At 46.8% G+C, this 18,583-nt stretch carries 14 protein-coding genes; 6 read left to right on the top strand and 8 right to left on the bottom strand.

Features of this window, described 5'->3' with window-relative positions; all coding sequences use genetic code 11:
- Nucleotides 1-14 precede the first annotated feature (14 nt).
- The gene (locus tag Q0K92_RS00600) at nt 15-2,414 is read left to right on the top strand and encodes a heavy metal translocating P-type ATPase (protein WP_297323858.1); all 2,400 of its coding nucleotides are present in this window, start codon (nt 15-17) and stop codon (nt 2,412-2,414) included.
- 26 nt (nt 2,415-2,440) lie between these two features.
- Nucleotides 2,441-2,653, top strand: coding sequence for a heavy-metal-associated domain-containing protein (locus tag Q0K92_RS00595; RefSeq protein ID WP_297323857.1), 213 nt, complete (start codon nt 2,441-2,443; stop codon nt 2,651-2,653).
- 15 nt (nt 2,654-2,668) lie between these two features.
- Here Q0K92_RS00595 and Q0K92_RS00590 read toward each other — a convergent pair whose 3' ends face one another.
- The 8 genes from Q0K92_RS00590 to gatC all read right to left on the bottom strand — a co-directional run bounded on the left by Q0K92_RS00590 (nt 2,669) and on the right by gatC (nt 13,960).
- A complete protein-coding gene (locus tag Q0K92_RS00590; protein ID WP_297323856.1) occupies nt 2,669-4,114 on the bottom strand; it encodes a mannose-1-phosphate guanylyltransferase/mannose-6-phosphate isomerase in 1,446 nt (481 codons plus the stop codon).
- Between the two features lie 453 nt (nt 4,115-4,567).
- On the bottom strand, nt 4,568-7,342 hold the full coding sequence (locus Q0K92_RS00585; protein ID WP_297323855.1) for a multicopper oxidase domain-containing protein: 2,775 nt from the start codon (nt 7,340-7,342) through the stop codon (nt 4,568-4,570).
- Between the two features lie 37 nt (nt 7,343-7,379).
- Entirely contained in the window at nt 7,380-8,279 is a 900-nt protein-coding gene (locus Q0K92_RS00580) for a multicopper oxidase domain-containing protein (RefSeq protein ID WP_297323854.1), read from the bottom strand.
- A 336-nt stretch (nt 8,280-8,615) separates the two neighbouring features.
- A complete protein-coding gene (locus Q0K92_RS00575) occupies nt 8,616-9,341 on the bottom strand; it encodes a response regulator transcription factor (RefSeq protein WP_297323853.1) in 726 nt (241 codons plus the stop codon).
- 275 nt (nt 9,342-9,616) lie between these two features.
- Nucleotides 9,617-10,288 (bottom strand): response regulator transcription factor, encoded by a 672-nt coding sequence (locus tag Q0K92_RS00570; protein WP_297323852.1) that lies wholly within the window; start codon nt 10,286-10,288, stop codon nt 9,617-9,619.
- Nucleotides 10,289-10,687: 399 nt separating this feature from the next.
- Nucleotides 10,688-12,127 (bottom strand): Asp-tRNA(Asn)/Glu-tRNA(Gln) amidotransferase subunit GatB, encoded by a 1,440-nt coding sequence (gene gatB / locus Q0K92_RS00565; RefSeq protein WP_297323851.1) that lies wholly within the window; start codon nt 12,125-12,127, stop codon nt 10,688-10,690.
- A 47-nt stretch (nt 12,128-12,174) separates the two neighbouring features.
- Nucleotides 12,175-13,623: an Asp-tRNA(Asn)/Glu-tRNA(Gln) amidotransferase subunit GatA gene (gene gatA / locus Q0K92_RS00560; protein ID WP_297323850.1), complete on the bottom strand. Its 1,449-nt coding sequence runs from the start codon at nt 13,621-13,623 to the stop codon at nt 12,175-12,177.
- Between the two features lie 49 nt (nt 13,624-13,672).
- Nucleotides 13,673-13,960, bottom strand: coding sequence for an Asp-tRNA(Asn)/Glu-tRNA(Gln) amidotransferase subunit GatC (gene gatC / locus Q0K92_RS00555; RefSeq protein ID WP_297323849.1), 288 nt, complete (start codon nt 13,958-13,960; stop codon nt 13,673-13,675).
- Nucleotides 13,961-14,099: 139 nt separating this feature from the next.
- On the opposite strand from gatC, the gene Q0K92_RS00550 reads away from it, so the two are divergent.
- The 4 genes from Q0K92_RS00550 to mrdA all read left to right on the top strand — a co-directional run bounded on the left by Q0K92_RS00550 (nt 14,100) and on the right by mrdA (nt 18,566).
- Nucleotides 14,100-15,158: a rod shape-determining protein gene (locus Q0K92_RS00550; RefSeq protein WP_297323848.1), complete on the top strand. Its 1,059-nt coding sequence runs from the start codon at nt 14,100-14,102 to the stop codon at nt 15,156-15,158.
- 75 nt (nt 15,159-15,233) lie between these two features.
- A complete protein-coding gene (gene mreC, locus Q0K92_RS00545) occupies nt 15,234-16,124 on the top strand; it encodes a rod shape-determining protein MreC (protein ID WP_297323847.1) in 891 nt (296 codons plus the stop codon).
- A complete protein-coding gene (gene mreD / locus Q0K92_RS00540; RefSeq protein ID WP_297323846.1) occupies nt 16,105-16,656 on the top strand; it encodes a rod shape-determining protein MreD in 552 nt (183 codons plus the stop codon). The genes mreC and mreD overlap by 20 nt, the downstream gene beginning before the upstream one ends.
- Nucleotides 16,653-18,566 (top strand): penicillin-binding protein 2, encoded by a 1,914-nt coding sequence (gene mrdA, locus Q0K92_RS00535; protein ID WP_297323845.1) that lies wholly within the window; start codon nt 16,653-16,655, stop codon nt 18,564-18,566. The genes mreD and mrdA overlap by 4 nt, the downstream gene beginning before the upstream one ends.
- Nucleotides 18,567-18,583 lie beyond the last annotated feature (17 nt).

Below are 18,583 nucleotides of genomic sequence, written 5' to 3'. Positions count from 1 at the left end.
TTGAGGAACACCCTATGAATACAACATCTCTCAAACACATCGAATTACCGATTGAAGGCATGACATGCGCTGCCTGCGCAATGCGTATCGAAAAGAATCTGAATAAGCTCTCCGGTGTTCAGGCTAACGTCAATTTTGCCAATGAAAAGGCCCATGTCAATTATGATGCCAGCCAGGTTAGAACTGACACGCTGATCAGTACCATCGAAAAAGCCGGTTTTCATATTGCGCCACGATCGGTACAACTGCAATTGCACAAAATGACGTGCGCGGCCTGCGCCGGACATATTGAGAAAGCGCTGAATAAATTGCCCGGTGTTACAGCCACCGTGAATGTGGCAGCCGAAACGGCTAAAGTTAATTTCATACCGGGTTTGACAACAGTCGACCAGCTAATCGAAGCGGTGATCAATGCAGGCTATGGCGCCAGTGAAATCAGCGAATCCAACCATACGGAAGAAAAAGCGCGTCGTTTGGCAGCTTATCAGGCCGAATTACGCTTGTTCTGGATTTCATCCGCCCTCACCTTGCCGCTGGTGTTGCAAATGGGCGCCATGTTCGCCGGTCATGATATGGACATGCTGCCGCGGTGGTTGCAATGGCTATTGGCAACCCCGGTACAATTCTGGATTGGTCGGCGTTTCTATATCGGGGGCTGGCATGCCCTACGTAGTGGCGGAGCGAATATGGACGTACTGGTGGCATTAGGTACCAGCATGGCCTATTTCTTCAGTGCCGTGGTCACCGCATTGGCACTGGATCAGCATGTCTATTTCGAAGCCAGTGCAGCCATTATCACCCTGGTTCTGTTGGGCAAATTGATGGAAGCGCGCGCCAAAGGAAAAACTTCTGAAGCCATTGAAGCGCTGATCAGGCTACAACCCAAAACAGCCCGCATTGAGCGTGACGGAGAAATCATCGAAGTGCCAGCCAGCAGCCTGCAAGTCAACGATATTTTCATCGTGCGCCCGGGCGAGAATCTGCCGGTCGATGGTGTCGTTGTTGAAGGTACATCCAGTGTGAATGAATCGATGTTGACCGGTGAGAGCTTACCAGTTAGCAAGCAAGCCGGCGCAAAAGTGTTCGCCGCCACGCTGAATCAGCAAGGGTTGCTCAAATGCCGCGCAACCAGTGTCGGCGCACATACTCAATTGGCTGCCATTATTCACTTGGTAGAAGAAGCACAAGGCTCCAAGGCACCGATTCAACGCATGGCAGACACTATTTCAGGTATTTTTGTCCCCATCGTTGTAGCGATCAGCGTTCTGACATTGGCAATCACTTGGTGGCTTACGAGTGACTTTGTTGCTGCACTCATCAACGCTGTCGCGGTATTGGTCATTGCCTGCCCTTGCGCATTGGGATTAGCCACACCGACCGCCATCATGGTCGGCACCGGACGCGGCGCACAGGTTGGCGTACTGGTCAAGAATGCAGCAGCACTGGAACATGCCGAGAAAATTCAAACTGTCATTGTCGACAAAACCGGCACGCTCACCGAAGGAAAACCGGAAGTCACCGACATTGTTCCCATTGGATCCATCAGCACACAGGATTTACTACAAATCGCAGCTTCCCTGGAACAAGGATCTGAACACCCGCTGGCCCGAGCAGTTCTGGATAGTGCGCAGAAAATGCAACTGTCACTTCAGCCCATTCATGATTTTTCTGCCATCACCGGCAGTGGCATTACAGCCCGCATGAATGACACGCACTATCTGCTGGGTTCACCCAAATTTTTAACCCAGCAAGGTATCGCGGTGGATGAAAAGCAAATAAGCGCCTTGCAGGCAGAAGGAAAAACCGTTATCGGGATTGGGATTGCCTCCACTGCGGATAATGCTCGCGCAATACTCGGTTATCTGGCGATTGCCGACCGCCTGCGGGATACTTCTCTCAAAGCCATTGAACGTTTGCAATCGATGGGTATTGAAATCGTCATGCTAACCGGTGACAATGCCGTGACTGCCGCAGCGATTGCCAAACAGACCGGCATCACGCAATATCACGCCGAAGTCCTACCGCAAGATAAAGCTGCTGAAGTCATGAAGCTGAAAGCCAGCGGCAAATTTACTGCCATGATTGGCGATGGCATCAACGATGCGCCGGCCCTGGCAGCCGCAGATGTCAGTTTCGCCATTGGCGCCGGTTCGGATATTGCCATTGAAGCGGCTGATATTACGCTGATACGCAATGACTTGATGAGTGTTGCCGATGCCATTTCCCTGTCGCGTGCCACTCTCAGAAAAATCCGCCAGAATCTGTTCTTTGCTTTTGTCTATAATACCTTGGGTATTCCATTGGCGGCCATGGGCATGCTTAGTCCTATCATTGCCGGTGCTGCCATGGCCATGAGCTCGGTATCTGTCGTCAGTAATTCACTATTATTGAAACGCTGGCAGGCAAACCACTAAACAATCATATCAAGGAAACAGCTACGATGCTAACAACAATCATTAAAATCAAAGGTATGACCTGCATGGGTTGTGTCAACAGCGTCAAAAACGTCCTCAAGAACGTGACCGGCGTAACCCAAGTCGATGCTTCTCTCGATCCTCCGCAAGCGACTGTGCAGTACGATCAAGCGAGTACGAGCATTGATCTACTCAAAGAAGCGATCATCGACGCAGGCTTTGAGGTGATTGATGCTTAGACATACGCTGTCTCGTCATAGGGTACGTCCGTAAGAATCCTCGAATCTCACGATATCGTCTTCGCCAAGATACGCGCCCGATTGCACCTCGATTAAATGCAGCGGAATTTTCCCGGGATTCTCGAGACGGTGAGGCTTACCCAATGGAATATAAGTCGATTGATTTTCTGCAAACAGCATTTCCTTATCTTCCACGATCACTTTGGCGGTACCACTGACGACTACCCAATGTTCCGCCCGATGATGATGCATCTGCAGTGACAGCTTTTCTCCCGGCTTTACCATGATACGCTTGACCTGAAAACGCTCTCCTTTGTCGATGCCTTCATACCAACCCCAAGGACGATGGATGCGCAGATGCTCGAGATGCTCCTTGCGGCCATTGGATCCAAGATGCTGTATCGCAGTCTTGAGTTGCTGAGTTTTGCTCTTATGCATCACCAGCACGGCATCGGCTGTTTCTACTACAATGACATCATCGAGACCGATCACGGAAACCAGGCGATTCTCCGCACGAATGTAACTTCTCTGCGTATCCATAACCAGCGTATCTCCGCTGGTAAAATTACCTTGTGCATCCTTGGGCGCAATCTGCCAGAGAGAATCCCACGATCCCACATCACTCCAGCCAAATTGCGCGGGCACGACGACCGCACGGTCAGTCACCTGCATAATGGCATAATCAATGGAATCTGATGGACAAGCCATAAAAGCATCCTTATCGGGGCGAATAAAACCCAAATCTACGGTTCTTTTTAGCCAGGCTTCCTGAACAGCAACAAAAATATTCGGTTTATGTCGCTGCAGTTCTTCCAAATAACGCTTGGCTGTAAAAACGAACATACCGCTATTCCAGGCATAACCGCCTTCCTGCAAATAAGTTTGAGCAGTTTCCAGGCTGGGTTTTTCGTAAAAAGATTGTACTTGATAGGCTGTCAGTGATGTCGCTGTGGTTGCGGCAAATGCGATGGTTTTACCCATTTTAATATAACCATAGCCAGTCTCCGGCGCATCAGGCATCACCCCAAAAGTAACCAGATAGTCTTCGCGAGCAGCAATTGTTGCAGTTTCCACCGCTTGCGAAAAAGCGATCGGATCATCAATGACATGATCAGCCGGCAGCACGAGCATGATGGCGTTTTCATCGGTCTGGGCAAGATGAAATGCCGCGAGTGCAATCGCCGGGGCGGTGTTGCGACCGGCTGATTCAAGATAGATCGCCTCAGGTTTAATGTTGATGGCTTCACATTGTTCTTGGATGAGAAAGCGATGCTCAGAATTGCATACAAGAATGGGAGCCTGCGCATTCAATAAAGTATTTGCCCGAATTAGCGTAGTTTGCAACATCGTTTCTTTACTGACAAGCGGCAGCAACTGTTTTGGGTAATTGGCGCGCGACAGTGGCCATAATCGGGTACCGCTTCCACCAGACAAAATAATGGGATGAATATTCGAATGCATTTTCTGGAATTATTCCTTAGTTTTTTGTAAAGGATCGCTGTAACTTAAAAATCCAATAATTTTTTCTGCACAGCATGTTAAGCCGATTCAAGACAGCTTTCCAGCCACAGTATAAGAAAGCACCTACGATTGTTATTTCATGTCAATTCATTTTGGTCGACTCAATGGCAAACGGCATGCTGGATTTCTACTAGGCCATTAAAAATAACAGCGCATGCTTCCAATACTGACTCGAACTGAATACTAGCAGAATAATCTTTACTTTATGTTTCAGTAAACATTAGTAATCAAGATTTCTCGCTACCACTGATCCACGAAATTCAGATGATAGCAATCAATATTGAACAATTTTTTAACTCTATTCTTGCCAATAAGTATCTAAACCCATAAATAAAAACGGCTACCAGGTTAATACTGGTAGCCGTGCTTAAAAGTGCTTCTAATCTACAACGATTATTGACCGATTGGTTTTTGCTGTGCAGCAGTCAGACCTTCTTTCCAGGCTGCAGGAAGATTTTGTACCCAGCCGTTATACACATTCGGAACAGCCAGAACCCCTTGGCCACCAAATCCCGGCAAACCGATAACGGTATCATCCTTAGCAGTATCTACACCATCGACCAGAGAAACATAGCCGGCGATGGTCGCATCACTTAAATTGCCGTCTCCGTTCGGATCTACATCAACGACAGTGAGCCGGTTACCAAATTTGGTTGTGACGTAGGCATAATACCCGCCACCTTGTTTCGCACCAAAGTTAGCGCCGTGGCAACCTGGGTCGCAATCCAACGATTTGACGATGGTGTCGGTTGCCGTGTCGATAATGACAATCTGCCCCCCGGTTGAGGCAATCACCACTGCTTTACCATCCGGAGAAACAGGTGATTGAATAGGCAGTACGCCGACAGCAAGCTCACCATTGCCGTCGTTATCTATAAGCGATCCATTAATCGGATTATAGTCGGCAATGAGATTGATGGTTTTTATCAGTGCACCGGTATTACCGTTCACGACAGTCAATGTGTGGTGCAGCAGATTGGCAGCGTAAATTTTGCTGGAATCCGGCATCATACCAATCGCAATCGGATGAGCACCAGGCGCATTTTGCCCTGTTGGTGTTCGGGCTTGTATATCGCCATTGGCGGCATAAATTCCGATATCATCGGTATTAATATTTGGCGTTACAATTTTGGAACCGTCTGCACTGACCCAATGACCATGCGGATTAGCGGAGATATGCCCATGCGCCTGCGTGGGCATCATTTTGGTAACCTTCGTTGTGCCTGCCGGAATGACAGAGATACCGTTTTCGCCATTGATCGCGATCGTAATATCATCCGTAGTCGGCAATGTCACCACGTGCGAAGGCGAATACCCCACTTGAATGTTTTTGATTAACTTACCATTCTCACGATTGATCATCGAAAATTTGTTATCAAACCACTGGGTTTGATAAATAACCGATTGATCCCGGCTGGACCACATGTTATGTGGATTATTGTTGTTGATCTGAGGCAACGCAACTTTGCGTTTAACTGTCCAGTTGGTTGCATCAACCACAGTCGTGGTGCCTGGTTTGTATTTACCGGCAGTTTTTTCAAACTGGGTATTAATCCAAACCTCTCCGACACCCGGTGTTGTCGGGGCATTACCTACTGCAAGCGACTGATTTTGGACATTCAGTGCAGATAAGGCCAGTTTATATCCATTGCCATCATCCGCAATATTGCCAAACGGTGCGCCTGAGATTCTCACCGGTAGTGTGGGGAATTTTACATTCCAAAGACCGGATGAATAATCCTGCCAGTTGGTCGGCGAAGTAGCGATAAAAAAGGTTTTCAGCAAACGTACCGCCAGATCACTGCTGGTAGGCAGACCATTGATGCCCGTTACCAGATCAATCGTATAATTGGCCGCCGGATTACCCAGATCAAGCCCGTCCGTATTAGGATCATCAACGATGACTGCACCGAACATGTACGGATGGACTTTACAAGTAAACACATAGAGTCCCGGCGTATCCAACTTCACAATTGCCCCGCCCCGGTAAGCACTGGATTGATCGAAAGGCATATGATGCGCGCCTGTAGGCCATAGCAAGGAACTGATGGTATGCACGCCATTGGTGTCGGACATGATGAAATTGACACTACTGCCCGGAGACATCACTTCCAGCGATCTGGTTTTAATATCGCCGCCTTGAAGTGGAGAACCTTCGGCACTTGGGTCACTCAACGTAACAATGGCATCACCCCGTGCGCTTCTAAACCAGCTGGCCGGTTCATCGCTCACTTCAAAAGTCACAAGTCCCGGTTCATTTTTCGTACCCAATAAAATTCTACCGTAAGGTGAAGCACCCACAACGCTGGCTCCGTCGCCACCGATGGGATCAACTTTGAAGCTGCCATGCATACCGGCTTCCATATGCGCGATCAAATGGCAATGATACTGCCAATCTCCGGCACCAACGCCAGTCCCGGCTTTGACTGTAAACGAATGCGTATCCGAGTCCTCTGCCATCAGTTTGGTATCGATGATCGCATGTGTTCCGGTCTTCAGCCAGCGATGCGCGTGTAAGTGAAACGTATGTCCTGGCCCAATCGACAAAATATGGAAGCGAACAATGTCATCGGTAACAGCGCCGGGATTAGGATTGGCCCACAGCGGTTTTTGTGTACCGTCACTGGAAATTTCAGTTCCCCAGAAAGTGGATCCGACCATGAACAAAACAAATTGTTTATCCACATCAGCTTGAGTAATGGGCACAATACTACCATCCGCATTCACATAGCTGTCGACCGGACCATGCGCTTTGTCAACGATAATAGCGCCAAACAATCCCAGCAATTCCTTGCCATCGCTATTACCATGATAAACATAGGTGCCCGCTTTACTGGCTTTCACATGATAGTTTTTTGTTTTTCCAGGCTCGACCTTAGCAGAGCTTGGCAGTGGCAGGCCAGGGGCCTTGAATCCGACTTTAATGCCGGTGTTATTGGTCAGTGTTACGTTAATAGTGTCGCCTTGTTTTACAAATAAAGCTGGTCCTGGAATTACCGCTTCATGGCCGGCCATCGCGTAGGCCACTTGCCCGTTAGGCAATGTTTCAGCCGTCAGTGAAATATTATGAACCGCGGCCAGAACGAAAGACGAAGTTAACAATGTAATAACAAAAAATATGGCTGTTATTAGCGGTTTTGTTAAGCCAGAAATATGTTGATGACTCATTTTCCTATCCTTATCATTTAAGTGCCTATCTTCTTGCTTAGTGAACATTAAATTGTCCTCTCATGCCCATTAACTGATTTGAGAAATTTTTGTCCACATAAACAGAACTGTGCCGTGCTTTGACTGTAAATACATGTTTCTCCAACGGACCAATCTCGGCCTGATTGATAAGGTTGTCAGTGCCTGGATCGAACCATCGATAGCCATTCAGCTTAAATGTGTGAAGATCGGTACCCAAAGCGATCAGATGAAATCTGACATTGGTGTTTTCCTTCGCGCTCAGTGTCGGATTGGCGCCATGTTTTGATTGTTTTTTATCAGTGCCATTGATTTCCATGCCCCAGAAAGCATCATCACCCATGTACAGCACATACTCTTTGGCATAACTGGGTGCTTCGATCGGGTTTACAATGATTGCCCCAAACAGGCCTTTATGTTCTGCACCGTTATGCGTTTCAAAATTATGATCATGATATGCCCATGTGCCCGCAGTACCTGGCGCGACATTCCATTTATATTCATAGACCACATACGTTTCCTCCAATCCTGCACCCGCTCCCTCATCATGATTCTTATTGATCACTTTGAGCGTGCCGTCACTGAGAATGTCGTAATGAACGCCATGCACATGTATGCTGACTTGCTTGCTGATTCCTGGGGTAGGAATACCATTACCAGGAATTGCATTTAAAATTGATATCTTGACCGTATCACCTTCAGTCAGCACAATCGTTGGCCCTGGAATAGTGGCAACCGCGCTATATCGGTCCGTAATGGGCACGCCATCCACCGTATGACTTTCCATCTTGTAAGCCAGCAATTTATTGCCGAATCCGTCATCCTGGGTTTCTTCCGCGGTCAATTGAATGATATGCTCTGCTGCGAAGCTTTTGTCGATCAACAGACAAGACATTGCCAGCACAAGCAAAAACATCATCAATAACTGCTTTGCGGCATTATGGGGCATCCATTGCGTAGCACGGGAGTTCTCTAGGAACTCTGCGGCACAGCAAGGTCGACTAATTTGAAACGACATTTTTAACATCCCTCCTTTAAATGTAAAAAAAATGCATCTTCTCCGGAGAAGTGTGTAAAAAAACACCTCTGTTGATCAGCAGAGGTGTTTTTTTTTAAGACTCAAAATTCTCCCGAGCTCACGATTCGATAACTAAATCACAGCCATTGACGGCTGCTATCTATCTAATTTAGCGAGGGAATAATTATATCAAAGCTAATTTCTGACAAATAGATGTCATTTATCCTAAAAATATATTCATTTTTCCGAATCTTCCGGGAAAAATATCCCGACCATATAGGAATCTTTAAAATAACCATACAGAGGTGCCTTCAGGCATAGCTCAATCTGTTTTTTTACACCGATCTTTTTATAGATTATTGATAATTGATTACGCACGGTTTTCTCAGTAACAAATAACTGCGAACTGATTTCTTTAGCCGACAGGCCTCTGCATGCAAGATAGGCAATTTGGCGCTCACTATCACTCAGTTTTAATTGATGCGTTGCTTTGGCATCGGGTTGCATTTCCAGGGTTGGATTGCCATCAAACTGTGCTTGCCACAGTAGCTTGGTAATATGACGGTCAAACCAGACTTGACCGGCATGAATCGCATGAATGGCTTTCAATAACAATTCAGAAGAATGGTGCTTGCTGATAATGCCCACCGCTCCGGCACGAAAAGTTTGCAGGTACGTATACTCACTGTTTTGATGGGAGAAAGCCAGCACCTTACTGTCTGGGCAGGCACTCAATAATTTGGCAATATGGCTGGTACAATCACCGTTGTTTAGATGTAAATCCACCAACACCACGTCCGGTTTATGCTGCACAGCCAGATTGAGCAGATCCTCTATACAAGCGGTTTCTGCAACCAAATATATCGAAGTATGACTCTCAAACAATGCGCGCAAACCGATGCGTACAAGTTCAAAACTTTCTGCTACGAGTACACGAATTTTTGTGTCAGAACGCTCAGCCATGCTTGTAAATTTACCTAGGTTTTAAAAAGCCTCAGATGCAGGACTTGAGCCGTTACCTTGAATCCTCACTGGGAGGTTATTCTCATATTTTTATTTTTCTAAGACTCACGATCAGATCATTGGACTGTCGAGATTGATTACTACTATCTATCTAATTTCATGAGGGAATAATTTTATCAAATCTACTTTTTAAGCAATAGATGTCATTTGTCCCCTCGGAACGGCTATTTATTGGAGTTTTTATGACAAAATATCCCGAAGTAGTATATGCAGGATTATTTAAAATAATTATAGTGTGGTGCTTTCAGGCAAAGTTCGATCTGTTTTTTAACACCTATTTTTCTATAAATCACTGATAGCTGATTGCGCACGGTTCTTTCCGTAATAAAAAACTGCACGCTTATTTCTTTAGCTGACAACCCCTTACAGGCAAGATAAGCGATGCGTCGCTCACTATCGCTTAGTTTTGGCTGCTGCGACATAGTAAGCTCAGTTTGTCTTTTTGCAAGCGTATTCCGACCCAGCTGCGCCTGCCGAGTCAACTGAGTAATGTGACGATCAAACCAAACTTGGCCAGCATGAATCGCATATATGGCTTTTAATAGCAATTTACAAGAATGATGCTTGCTGATAACACCTACCACCCCGGAACGATAGGTCTGCAAATAGTTATCCTCGCTATCATGTTGGGAAAAAGCCAGTACTTTACTGTGTGGGCAGATATCCAACAATTTGGCAATATGATCGGCATAGTTACCGTTGCTCAACTGCAAATCCACGAGAATCACATCCGGTTTATGTTGCGCCGTCAAATAAAATAAATCTTCTATACGATTGGTTTCCGCAACCAGACTGATCGCAGCATGATTCTCAAATAACGAACGTAAACCGATGCGAACAAGATCAAAACTTTCTGCCACCAGTACGCGTATTTTAATGTGGGTCATCATCTAAGCATTAATTATTATAATAGAAATGCCTATTGTATAAATCGGCTCCAAACCCTTAAGTAACAAAAAAATATGTTTTATTTGTGTTATTTATCATTGCGGCAATATGCCTCTGAGAAGTCGGGCAAAATATAATAAGTAGTCTCATGAATTATGCTGCGACCGGACGATTGTGAACATTGATAATTATCGCCCGGAACATTTCCTTGTTAAGTGACAATTACCACTCATCAACGAATCATCAAGAGAAATCGATAAGAACTGAGACAACAAGTGAAATATAACTTATCGTTAATTTCACTTATTGATTAAGCGCAAGAATCGGTGTTGAATACTGCAGAATATAAATACGATGTCAATCCGCCAAGCAACCGGCAGTAATTGTTAGACGCAGACTTATTCAGCCAGTTTTTTCTTCAGCATGGCATTCACCTGAGCTGGATTCGCTTTGCCCTGGGTAGCTTTCATGATCTGGCCGATCAGTGAATTGAAGGCTTTTTCCTTGCCGTTGCGATAGTCAGCGACTTGTTGTGCATTGGCAGCCAATACCTGATCGACCAGTTTCTCGATAGCACTATCGTCGGAAATCTGCTTCAGCCCTTTGGCTGCAATGATGGCATCGACATTTTTATCCAATTCGCCGTTCCACATGCTCTCAAACACCGTCTTGGCGGCTTTGCCGGAAATAGTGCCGTCACTGATGCGCGCCAACAGTGCAGCAAGTTGTTCAGGATTGATCGGACAAGCGGCGATTTCAATGCCTTCCTTGTTCAATTGCCCGCTGATCTCGCCCATAATCCAGTTGGCGCACAATTTGGCTTGCGCGGGCAATTGCGTAACCGTTGCTTCAAAATAATCGGCCGTTTCACGCGAGCTGGTGAGTGCGGAAGCATCGTAGGCGGACAGTGCAAACTCGGACACATAACGGTCCCGGCGCACCTGTGGTAATTCCGGCAGGGTGTGCTTGATCCGGTCAATCCAGTGTTGCGGAATTTCCAGCGGCAGCAAATCCGGATCGGGGAAATAGCGGTAATCATTGGCATCTTCCTTAGTGCGCATGGTGCGTGTTTCGTCTTTGTTAGCATCATACAGACGGGTTTCCTGCCGAATTGTGCCGCCGTCTTCAAGAATCTCTATCTGCCTTCGTGCCTCAAAATCGATGGCTTTTTCAAGAAAACGAAATGAATTCAGGTTCTTGATTTCACAACGCGTGCCGAGTTTTTCCATGCCGCGCGGGCGCACCGATACATTGGCATCGCAGCGAAACGAACCTTCCTGCATGTTGCCGTCGCAAATACCGATCCAGCGCACCAGTGCATGCAGTGTTTTCGCATACGCGACGGCTTCCGCGCTGCTGCGCATATCCGGTTCGGAGACGATTTCCAGTAACGGTGTGCCGGCTCGATTCAGATCGATACCGCTCATGCCATGAAAATCCTCGTGCAACGACTTACCGGCATCTTCTTCCAGATGAGCGCGCGTCAGACGAATGTTTTTTTCGACACCATCCACTTGAATCTGGATGCTGCCGCCCTGCACCACCGGTAATTCGTATTGACTGATTTGATAGCCTTTGGGCAAATCGGGATAGAAGTAATTTTTGCGGGCAAAAATGGACGGCGAGTTGATTTTTGCGCCCACTGACAAACCCAGTTTAATCGCCCGCTCAACCGCCCCCTTATTGAGCACCGGCAAAACCCCCGGCAGTGCCAGATCGATCACGCACGCCTGGGTATTCGGCGGTGCACCGTAGGCGGTGGAAGCACCCGAGAAGATTTTGGATCGCGTTGAAAGCTGAGTATGTACTTCAAGACCAATGACAATTTCCCACTGCATGATGTATTTTCCGGCTAAATGGATAGTTTCATGAATAAACGATTCGATTAAACAGGCGATTGCAGATGCCAGTCGGTTATCTGCTGATATTGATGCGCGACGTTCAACATCTGCGCTTCCATAAAATAATTACCAATGATATGCAAACCGACCGGCCGATTCTTATCACCAAAACCGACCGGAATCGACATCGCCGGTAACCCGGTCAGATTGGCCGCACTGGTATAGATATCCGACAAATACATCTGAATCGGATCGCCGCTTTTCTCGCCCAGATTAAAAGCAACCGTGGGTGTCGTAGGGCCCATGATGATATCGCACTGCTGGTAGGCTGCAGTAAAATCCTGCGCAATCAGACGACGCAGTTTTTGTGCCTTAATATAATACGCATCGTAATAGCCATGCGACAAAACATACGTACCGATCAGGATGCGCCGTTTCACTTCCGCACCGAACCCTTGCGCGCGCGTCTTGCGGTACATATCACCGAGATCGCTGTATGATTGGGCGCGATGGCCATAGCGCACGCCGTCAAAACGGGACAGATTACTCGATGCTTCCGCAGGCGCCAATACGTAATACACAGGGATCGACAACGCTGCGTTCGGTAACGAAACCTCAATCATTTCTGCGCCCAGCTTGCGATATTCATCCAGTGCGCGCTCTATGGCACTTTCGACATCCTTGCTCATGCCTTCTGCAAAATATTCCTTGGGCAAACCGATGCGCAAACCCGCCAAGGGTTTTTGCAGATCGCGCGCGTAGTCTTCGACATCCCGTTGCAGGCTGGTTGAATCGCGCGGATCAAACCCGACCATGACATTCAGCAGCAACGCCAGATCTTCTGCCGATTTGGCCATGGGGCCGCCTTGATCCAGGCTGGAGGCAAAGGCAATCATGCCGTAACGCGACACCAATCCATACGTCGGTTTAATCCCGGAAATACCGCACAATGCAGCCGGCTGACGAATGGAACCACCGGTATCGGTGCCGGTCGCCGCAGGCGCCAGTCTTGCCGCCACCGCGCAAGCCGCGCCGCCGGAGCTGCCGCCAGGCACTGCTGCGACATCCCACGGGTTTTTTACCAATCCATAAAATGATGTTTCATTACTCGATCCCATGGCGAATTCATCCATATTGGTCTTGCCAATATTGACAGTACCCGCTTGGTTGAAACGTTCGATAACACCGGCGTCATAAGGTGAAATAAAGTTCGACAGCATTTTTGAACCGCAGGTGGTCAACCAACCTTTGGCGCAGAAAATATCTTTCTGCGCGATGGGAATGCCGGTCAATGGACCTGCCTGTCCGGAAGCGAGCATTTTGTCCGCAGCCTGCGCTTGCGCGAGACTTATGTCTTCATTGACTGTAATAAACGCATTGTATTCCGGGTTGAATTTTTTGATGCGATTGAGGAATTCTGTTGTCAGCTCAGTGCTGGAAATCTTTTTCTCGGCAAGTTGGCTGGAGAGCTGCTTAAGGCTGGCATTAAACATGGGATTTACGGATAAAGGAAATATAAAATGCTACGTATGACAATTTAAGCTATTCAATAACTTGGGGAACCAGATAGAGGCCTGCTTCCACTTGTGGCGCTATCGACTGGCATAATTCGCGTTGATCGGTTTCGGTGACTTCATCTTCACGCAAACGCTGCACCACACTTTGGGCATGAGACATCGGTTCCACTGTCGACGCATCCACCGCTTGCATGGTTTCAATCAGGTTGAAAATACCGGATAACTGAATCAAAGTTTCTTTTGCTTCACTTTCATTAATCTCAATATATGCAAGATCAGCAATGCGTTTCACGTCATTCACAGTGAGAGTCATGTCAATTGGCAACCTTATATTTAAATAAGTATTAGGGTATCATGCCCGGTTTAACCGGCGTATTATTTTTTGATGGTTTTATTTTTTCACTCATTCTCATCATAATAAATCATAAATATTAATAACGGATTTTGCCACTATGTTTAATTTTTTGAACAACAGTATTCTTGGAAGCTATTTCTCAACAGATATGGCAATTGATCTGGGTACAGCAAATACGCTGATTTATGTCCATGGCCAAGGCATCGTACTGGATGAACCCTCTGTCGTCGCAATCCGCGAAGAAAGCGGTGCCAATGGCAAGAAAATGATTCAGCAGGTCGGCCTCGCGGCCAAGCAGATGTTGGGTCGTACTCCCGGCAACATCACCGCCATTCGCCCCATGAAAGATGGCGTTATTGCGGATTTCACTGTCACTGAGCAAATGCTCAAGATGTTCATCAGAAAAGTAAATCCTCCCCGCTTATTTTCAGCTAATCCACGCATTGTCATCTGCGTGCCTTATGGCTCCACACAAGTAGAACGCCGCGCCATTCGTGAAGCGGCCTATGGTGCCGGCGCACGCAAGGTTGAATTAATCGAAGAACCCATGGCAGCGGCATTGGGCGCCGACCTTCCGGTTGAATCACCGACCGGCTCGATGGTCGTGGACATTGGCGGAGGTACCACGGAAGTAGGCGTCATCTCGTTGGGCGGCATTGTTTATTCCAATTCGGTGCGCGTGGGTGGCGACAAATTCGACGAAGCAATCATTAACTACATTCGCCGCAATTATGGTATGTTGATTGGTGAAGTCACCGCGGAGATCATTAAAAAAGAAATCGGCTCAGCGTTTCCAGGTTCTGAAGTACGGGAAATTGAAGTGAAAGGCCGTAACCTCGCCGAAGGAATTCCGCGCAGCTTCACCATCTCCAGCAATGAAATTCTGGAAGCATTAACAGAACCGCTCAATAGTATTGTCAGTGCCGTAAAATCCGCACTCGAACATACTCCCCCGGAATTGGGGGCGGATATTGCTGACAAAGGCATGGTGATGACGGGTGGCGGTGCGTTATTACGCGACATTGATCGTTTATTAATGGAAGAAACCGGCTTATCTGTGATTGTTGCAGATGATCCTCTGACCTGTGTAGTGCGCGGCGCCGGTATCGCTCTGGAAAATATGGATCGTACGATTGGCATTTTTGCCCGTGATTAATCAAACGTGGCGATAAACTTTTTTCACTGACACATTGAATTAGAAATAACACCAGATTTTTAAATACTGGACGTAATGAAAACAGCTCCTCAGTTTTTCAGACATGGACCAGGTCCGCTTGCACGGCTGTTTGTATTTGTATTGCTATCCTGTTTACTCATCGCTGAAGATTTGCGTTTCAAATATTTTCCTGAGCTACGCCAAACGATTGGCGTAGTCATTTTTCCATTGCAAAAAGTCGCTTATATTCCCATCCATATTTATGATCAGATTGAAGAGCTCATCGCCAGCTTCTATCTCGTGGAAGAGAATATAAAACTCAAACAGCAATACATGGAAGATCGGGAGCAACTCTTGAAATTGCATGCATTAGCGGCTGAAAATGAACAATTACGCCAATTGCTCGGTGCTGTCCGTAAAATTGAAGCCGCCACCGAAACCAAGGCTGTTCTCGCCGAGATCCTGTATACCCCACGCGATCCGTTCAATCATAAAATCACTTTGAATAAAGGTAGTTACCATGGCATTACGCTTGGCCAGGCAGTCATCGATGATAAAGGTATCGTTGGGCAAATTACACAGCTTTATCCCTGGTCATCAGAAGTGACGCTACTTACCGACAAAAATCATTCGGTTCCTGTACAAGTTTTGCGTAATAATTTACGCTCTGTCGTCTCAGGGATGGGAAAAAATGACGAATTGGAGCTGCGCTACTTATCGGTCAATATTGATATCCAGCAAGGCGATCTGTTGGTAACTTCGGGAATCGGCGGCGTCTATCCGCCTGGGATTCCTGTCGCCACGGTACTCAGAATTGAACGTGATCCTGCCGATGATTTTGCTCAAATTATCAGTACACCGATTGCCGGCGTAGATAGAAACCGGCAAGTCTTAATTCTATCGCTAGCGCAGTCAGTTCCGGATAATCCTATCGAGATACCTAAAATTGAATCGCAAAAGAACTAGAAATAATCAGTTAGGGATAGATGATTACTTTGGGCAGGATATGTATGTACCGCCCAGCGGTGGATATATTGCCATTAGTTTGGCGATAGCCCTGATGTTCAATTTTTTACCGTTTCATCAGGATATATTGATATTTCGCCCTGATTTTGTAGCGCTCACAATCATCTACTGGAGCATCAATTACCCTCATAAAATGGGCATGAGCATCGCTTTTATCATGGGATTAATGATGGATGTCGGCAACACCGGTATACTGGGACAGCATGCCTTGGCGTATTGTATTGTGGTGTACCTTACATTAGTGCTAGGGCGGCGATTACGTATATTCAATGTCATGCAACAAGCGCCCCAGATCGGTTTCATATTATTTGTAATGCAGATAGTAACCGTTTTAGTTGCAGTATCCGGTGGCTCTGATCTACCGACTTGGTACTACTTCTTTGCCACGATAACAGGCACCTTATTATGGGCACCTATTTCACTGCTGTTAAGTACACCGCTGAAGCAAAAATCAGATCCTAATGCCTTATGAAGCATAAAGTAGAACTACGAAATCATCCGATTGAATTGCATAAATTTCATTTGCGTCTTGCGGTGAGTGCAGGATTTGTGCTGCTATTTTTTATAGTACTCTATGCGCGTTTTTATTATTTACAGGTTTCTCAGCAAGAACACTATCACACATTAGCAGAAGCCAATCGTATCTCCATTTTACCGTTGGTTCCCAATCGCGGCTTGATTTATGACCGCAACGGCAAAGCCTTGGCACAAAATTATTCCGCATATACGCTGGAAATTGTACCCAGTAAAGTTCCGGATATTGATGCCACGCTGGACGAATTGGCCACCATCATTGAAATCACACCCAATGATCGTCAGCGCTTTAAGAAACTCATGAAGGAAAGCAAGCGATTTAAAAGCCTGCCAATCCGCAATCGTCTTACTGATGTGGAAATTGCAAGCTTTGCAACCAATCGTTATCGATTTCCGGGTATTGAAATAAAGGCACGTGTATTTCGTCAATATCCGGAAAAAGAAATGGTATCGCATGTAGTCGGCTACATCAGTCGCATCAATGACCAGGATCTTGAGCAACTTGAACTGAACGGCGAACTGAATAACTATCGTGGCTCTCATCATATTGGAAAAATAGGCATTGAACAAAGCTACGAAAAACAGTTACATGGCATTACGGGTTTTGAGGAAGTGGAAACGGACGCGGCAGGGCGCTCAATCCGGGTTCTGTCGCGCACACCGCCGGTTTCCGGTAACAATTTAATTCTTTCATTGGATCTTGGCTTACAGGAAGCCGCGGAAAAGGCTTTCGGTGACCGCCGTGGCGCATTGGTTGCATTGGATCCGAATAATGGCGAGGTGCTTGCATTTGTCAGCAAGCCCGGCTATGACAACAATCTTTTTATCGGTGGCATCGATCAGGAAAACTGGAATCTGCTCAATAATTCAATTGACAGACCGCTCAACAATCGGGCATTACGCGGGGTTTATCCACCCGGATCGACATTCAAGCCTTTTATGGCGTTAGCGGCGCTGGAACTGGGAAAACGCACGGCTGAATATAGCATGAGCGACCCTGGATATTTTTCATTACCGGGTGTAGATCGCCGCTATCGTGACTGGAAACCGGGTGGTCATGGCAGAGTTAATTTGCATAAATCACTAGTCGTCTCGTGCGATACCTATTACTACAGTCTTGCCAACGATCTGGGAATAGACAATATACATAGCTTTATCAGTCAATTTGGGTTAGGAAGAAAAACCGGCATCGATATCGAAGGTGAAGTTTCCGGGCTTTTGCCTTCGTCGGCCTGGAAAATGAAACAATATAAGCAAAAATGGTATGCAGGCGACACGATCTCTGTCGCAATCGGCCAAGGTTACAATCTCGCGACCCCCTTACAACTTGCTTTTGCCACCATGGTTATTGCTAATAATGGCAAGGCGTATCTGCCACGCCTGATCAAACAAATACAAAACAGTCAAACCGGAGATATCGAAGATATTCCTGCCAAACTACTCTATAGCGTTAACCTAAAACCGCAGAATCTTGAAATCGTTAAAAGCGCATTGGTAGATGTCACGCGCCCCGGCGGAACAGCCGCAAAGGCCGGCATCAATACCGCCTATACCTTTGCCGGCAAAACGGGCACTTCACAAGTGATCGGCATCAAGCAGGGTGAACGTTACAATGAAAAATCCATCAATGAACGTCACCGCGATCACGCCATGTTCATTGCTTATGCACCTGCGGAGAATCCCAAAATTGCTTTGGCGGTACTCGTTGAAAATACCGGAACGGGTGGTTCAACAGCAGCACCGATTGCGAGGCAAGTATTTGATTATTTTCTATTGGGCCAACTCCCTGAAGCAACAATCGCGCAATTTACCGAATCTGTTGAAGACCATGCGCATGAACATCTCTAGCAGGTTGTTTACATATT

Source organism: Nitrosomonas sp., assembly GCF_024282095.1.
GTDB lineage: Bacteria > Pseudomonadota > Gammaproteobacteria > Burkholderiales > Nitrosomonadaceae > Nitrosomonas.
The sequence above is the reverse complement of the archived record's forward strand: the minus strand, read 5'-3'. Positions and strand labels throughout refer to the sequence as shown.

Excerpts from the sequence above, each read along its gene's own strand:
- Q0K92_RS00600 (WP_297323858.1), top strand. The coding sequence starts at position 15 with ATGAATACAACATCTCTCAAACACATCGAATTACCGATTGAAGGCATG.
- Q0K92_RS00595 (WP_297323857.1), top strand. The coding sequence starts at position 2,441 with ATGCTAACAACAATCATTAAAATCAAAGGTATGACCTGCATGGGTTGT.
- Q0K92_RS00590 (WP_297323856.1), bottom strand. The coding sequence starts at position 4,114 with ATGCATTCGAATATTCATCCCATTATTTTGTCTGGTGGAAGCGGTACC.
- Q0K92_RS00585 (WP_297323855.1), bottom strand. The coding sequence starts at position 7,342 with ATGAGTCATCAACATATTTCTGGCTTAACAAAACCGCTAATAACAGCC.
- Q0K92_RS00580 (WP_297323854.1), bottom strand. The coding sequence starts at position 8,279 with ATGATGTTTTTGCTTGTGCTGGCAATGTCTTGTCTGTTGATCGACAAA.
- Q0K92_RS00575 (WP_297323853.1), bottom strand. The coding sequence starts at position 9,341 with ATGGCTGAGCGTTCTGACACAAAAATTCGTGTACTCGTAGCAGAAAGT.
- Q0K92_RS00570 (WP_297323852.1), bottom strand. The coding sequence starts at position 10,288 with ATGACCCACATTAAAATACGCGTACTGGTGGCAGAAAGTTTTGATCTT.
- gatB (WP_297323851.1), bottom strand. The coding sequence starts at position 12,127 with ATGCAGTGGGAAATTGTCATTGGTCTTGAAGTACATACTCAGCTTTCA.
- gatA (WP_297323850.1), bottom strand. The coding sequence starts at position 13,623 with ATGTTTAATGCCAGCCTTAAGCAGCTCTCCAGCCAACTTGCCGAGAAA.
- gatC (WP_297323849.1), bottom strand. The coding sequence starts at position 13,960 with ATGACTCTCACTGTGAATGACGTGAAACGCATTGCTGATCTTGCATAT.
- Q0K92_RS00550 (WP_297323848.1), top strand. The coding sequence starts at position 14,100 with ATGTTTAATTTTTTGAACAACAGTATTCTTGGAAGCTATTTCTCAACA.
- mreC (WP_297323847.1), top strand. The coding sequence starts at position 15,234 with ATGAAAACAGCTCCTCAGTTTTTCAGACATGGACCAGGTCCGCTTGCA.
- mrdA (WP_297323845.1), top strand. The coding sequence starts at position 16,653 with ATGAAGCATAAAGTAGAACTACGAAATCATCCGATTGAATTGCATAAA.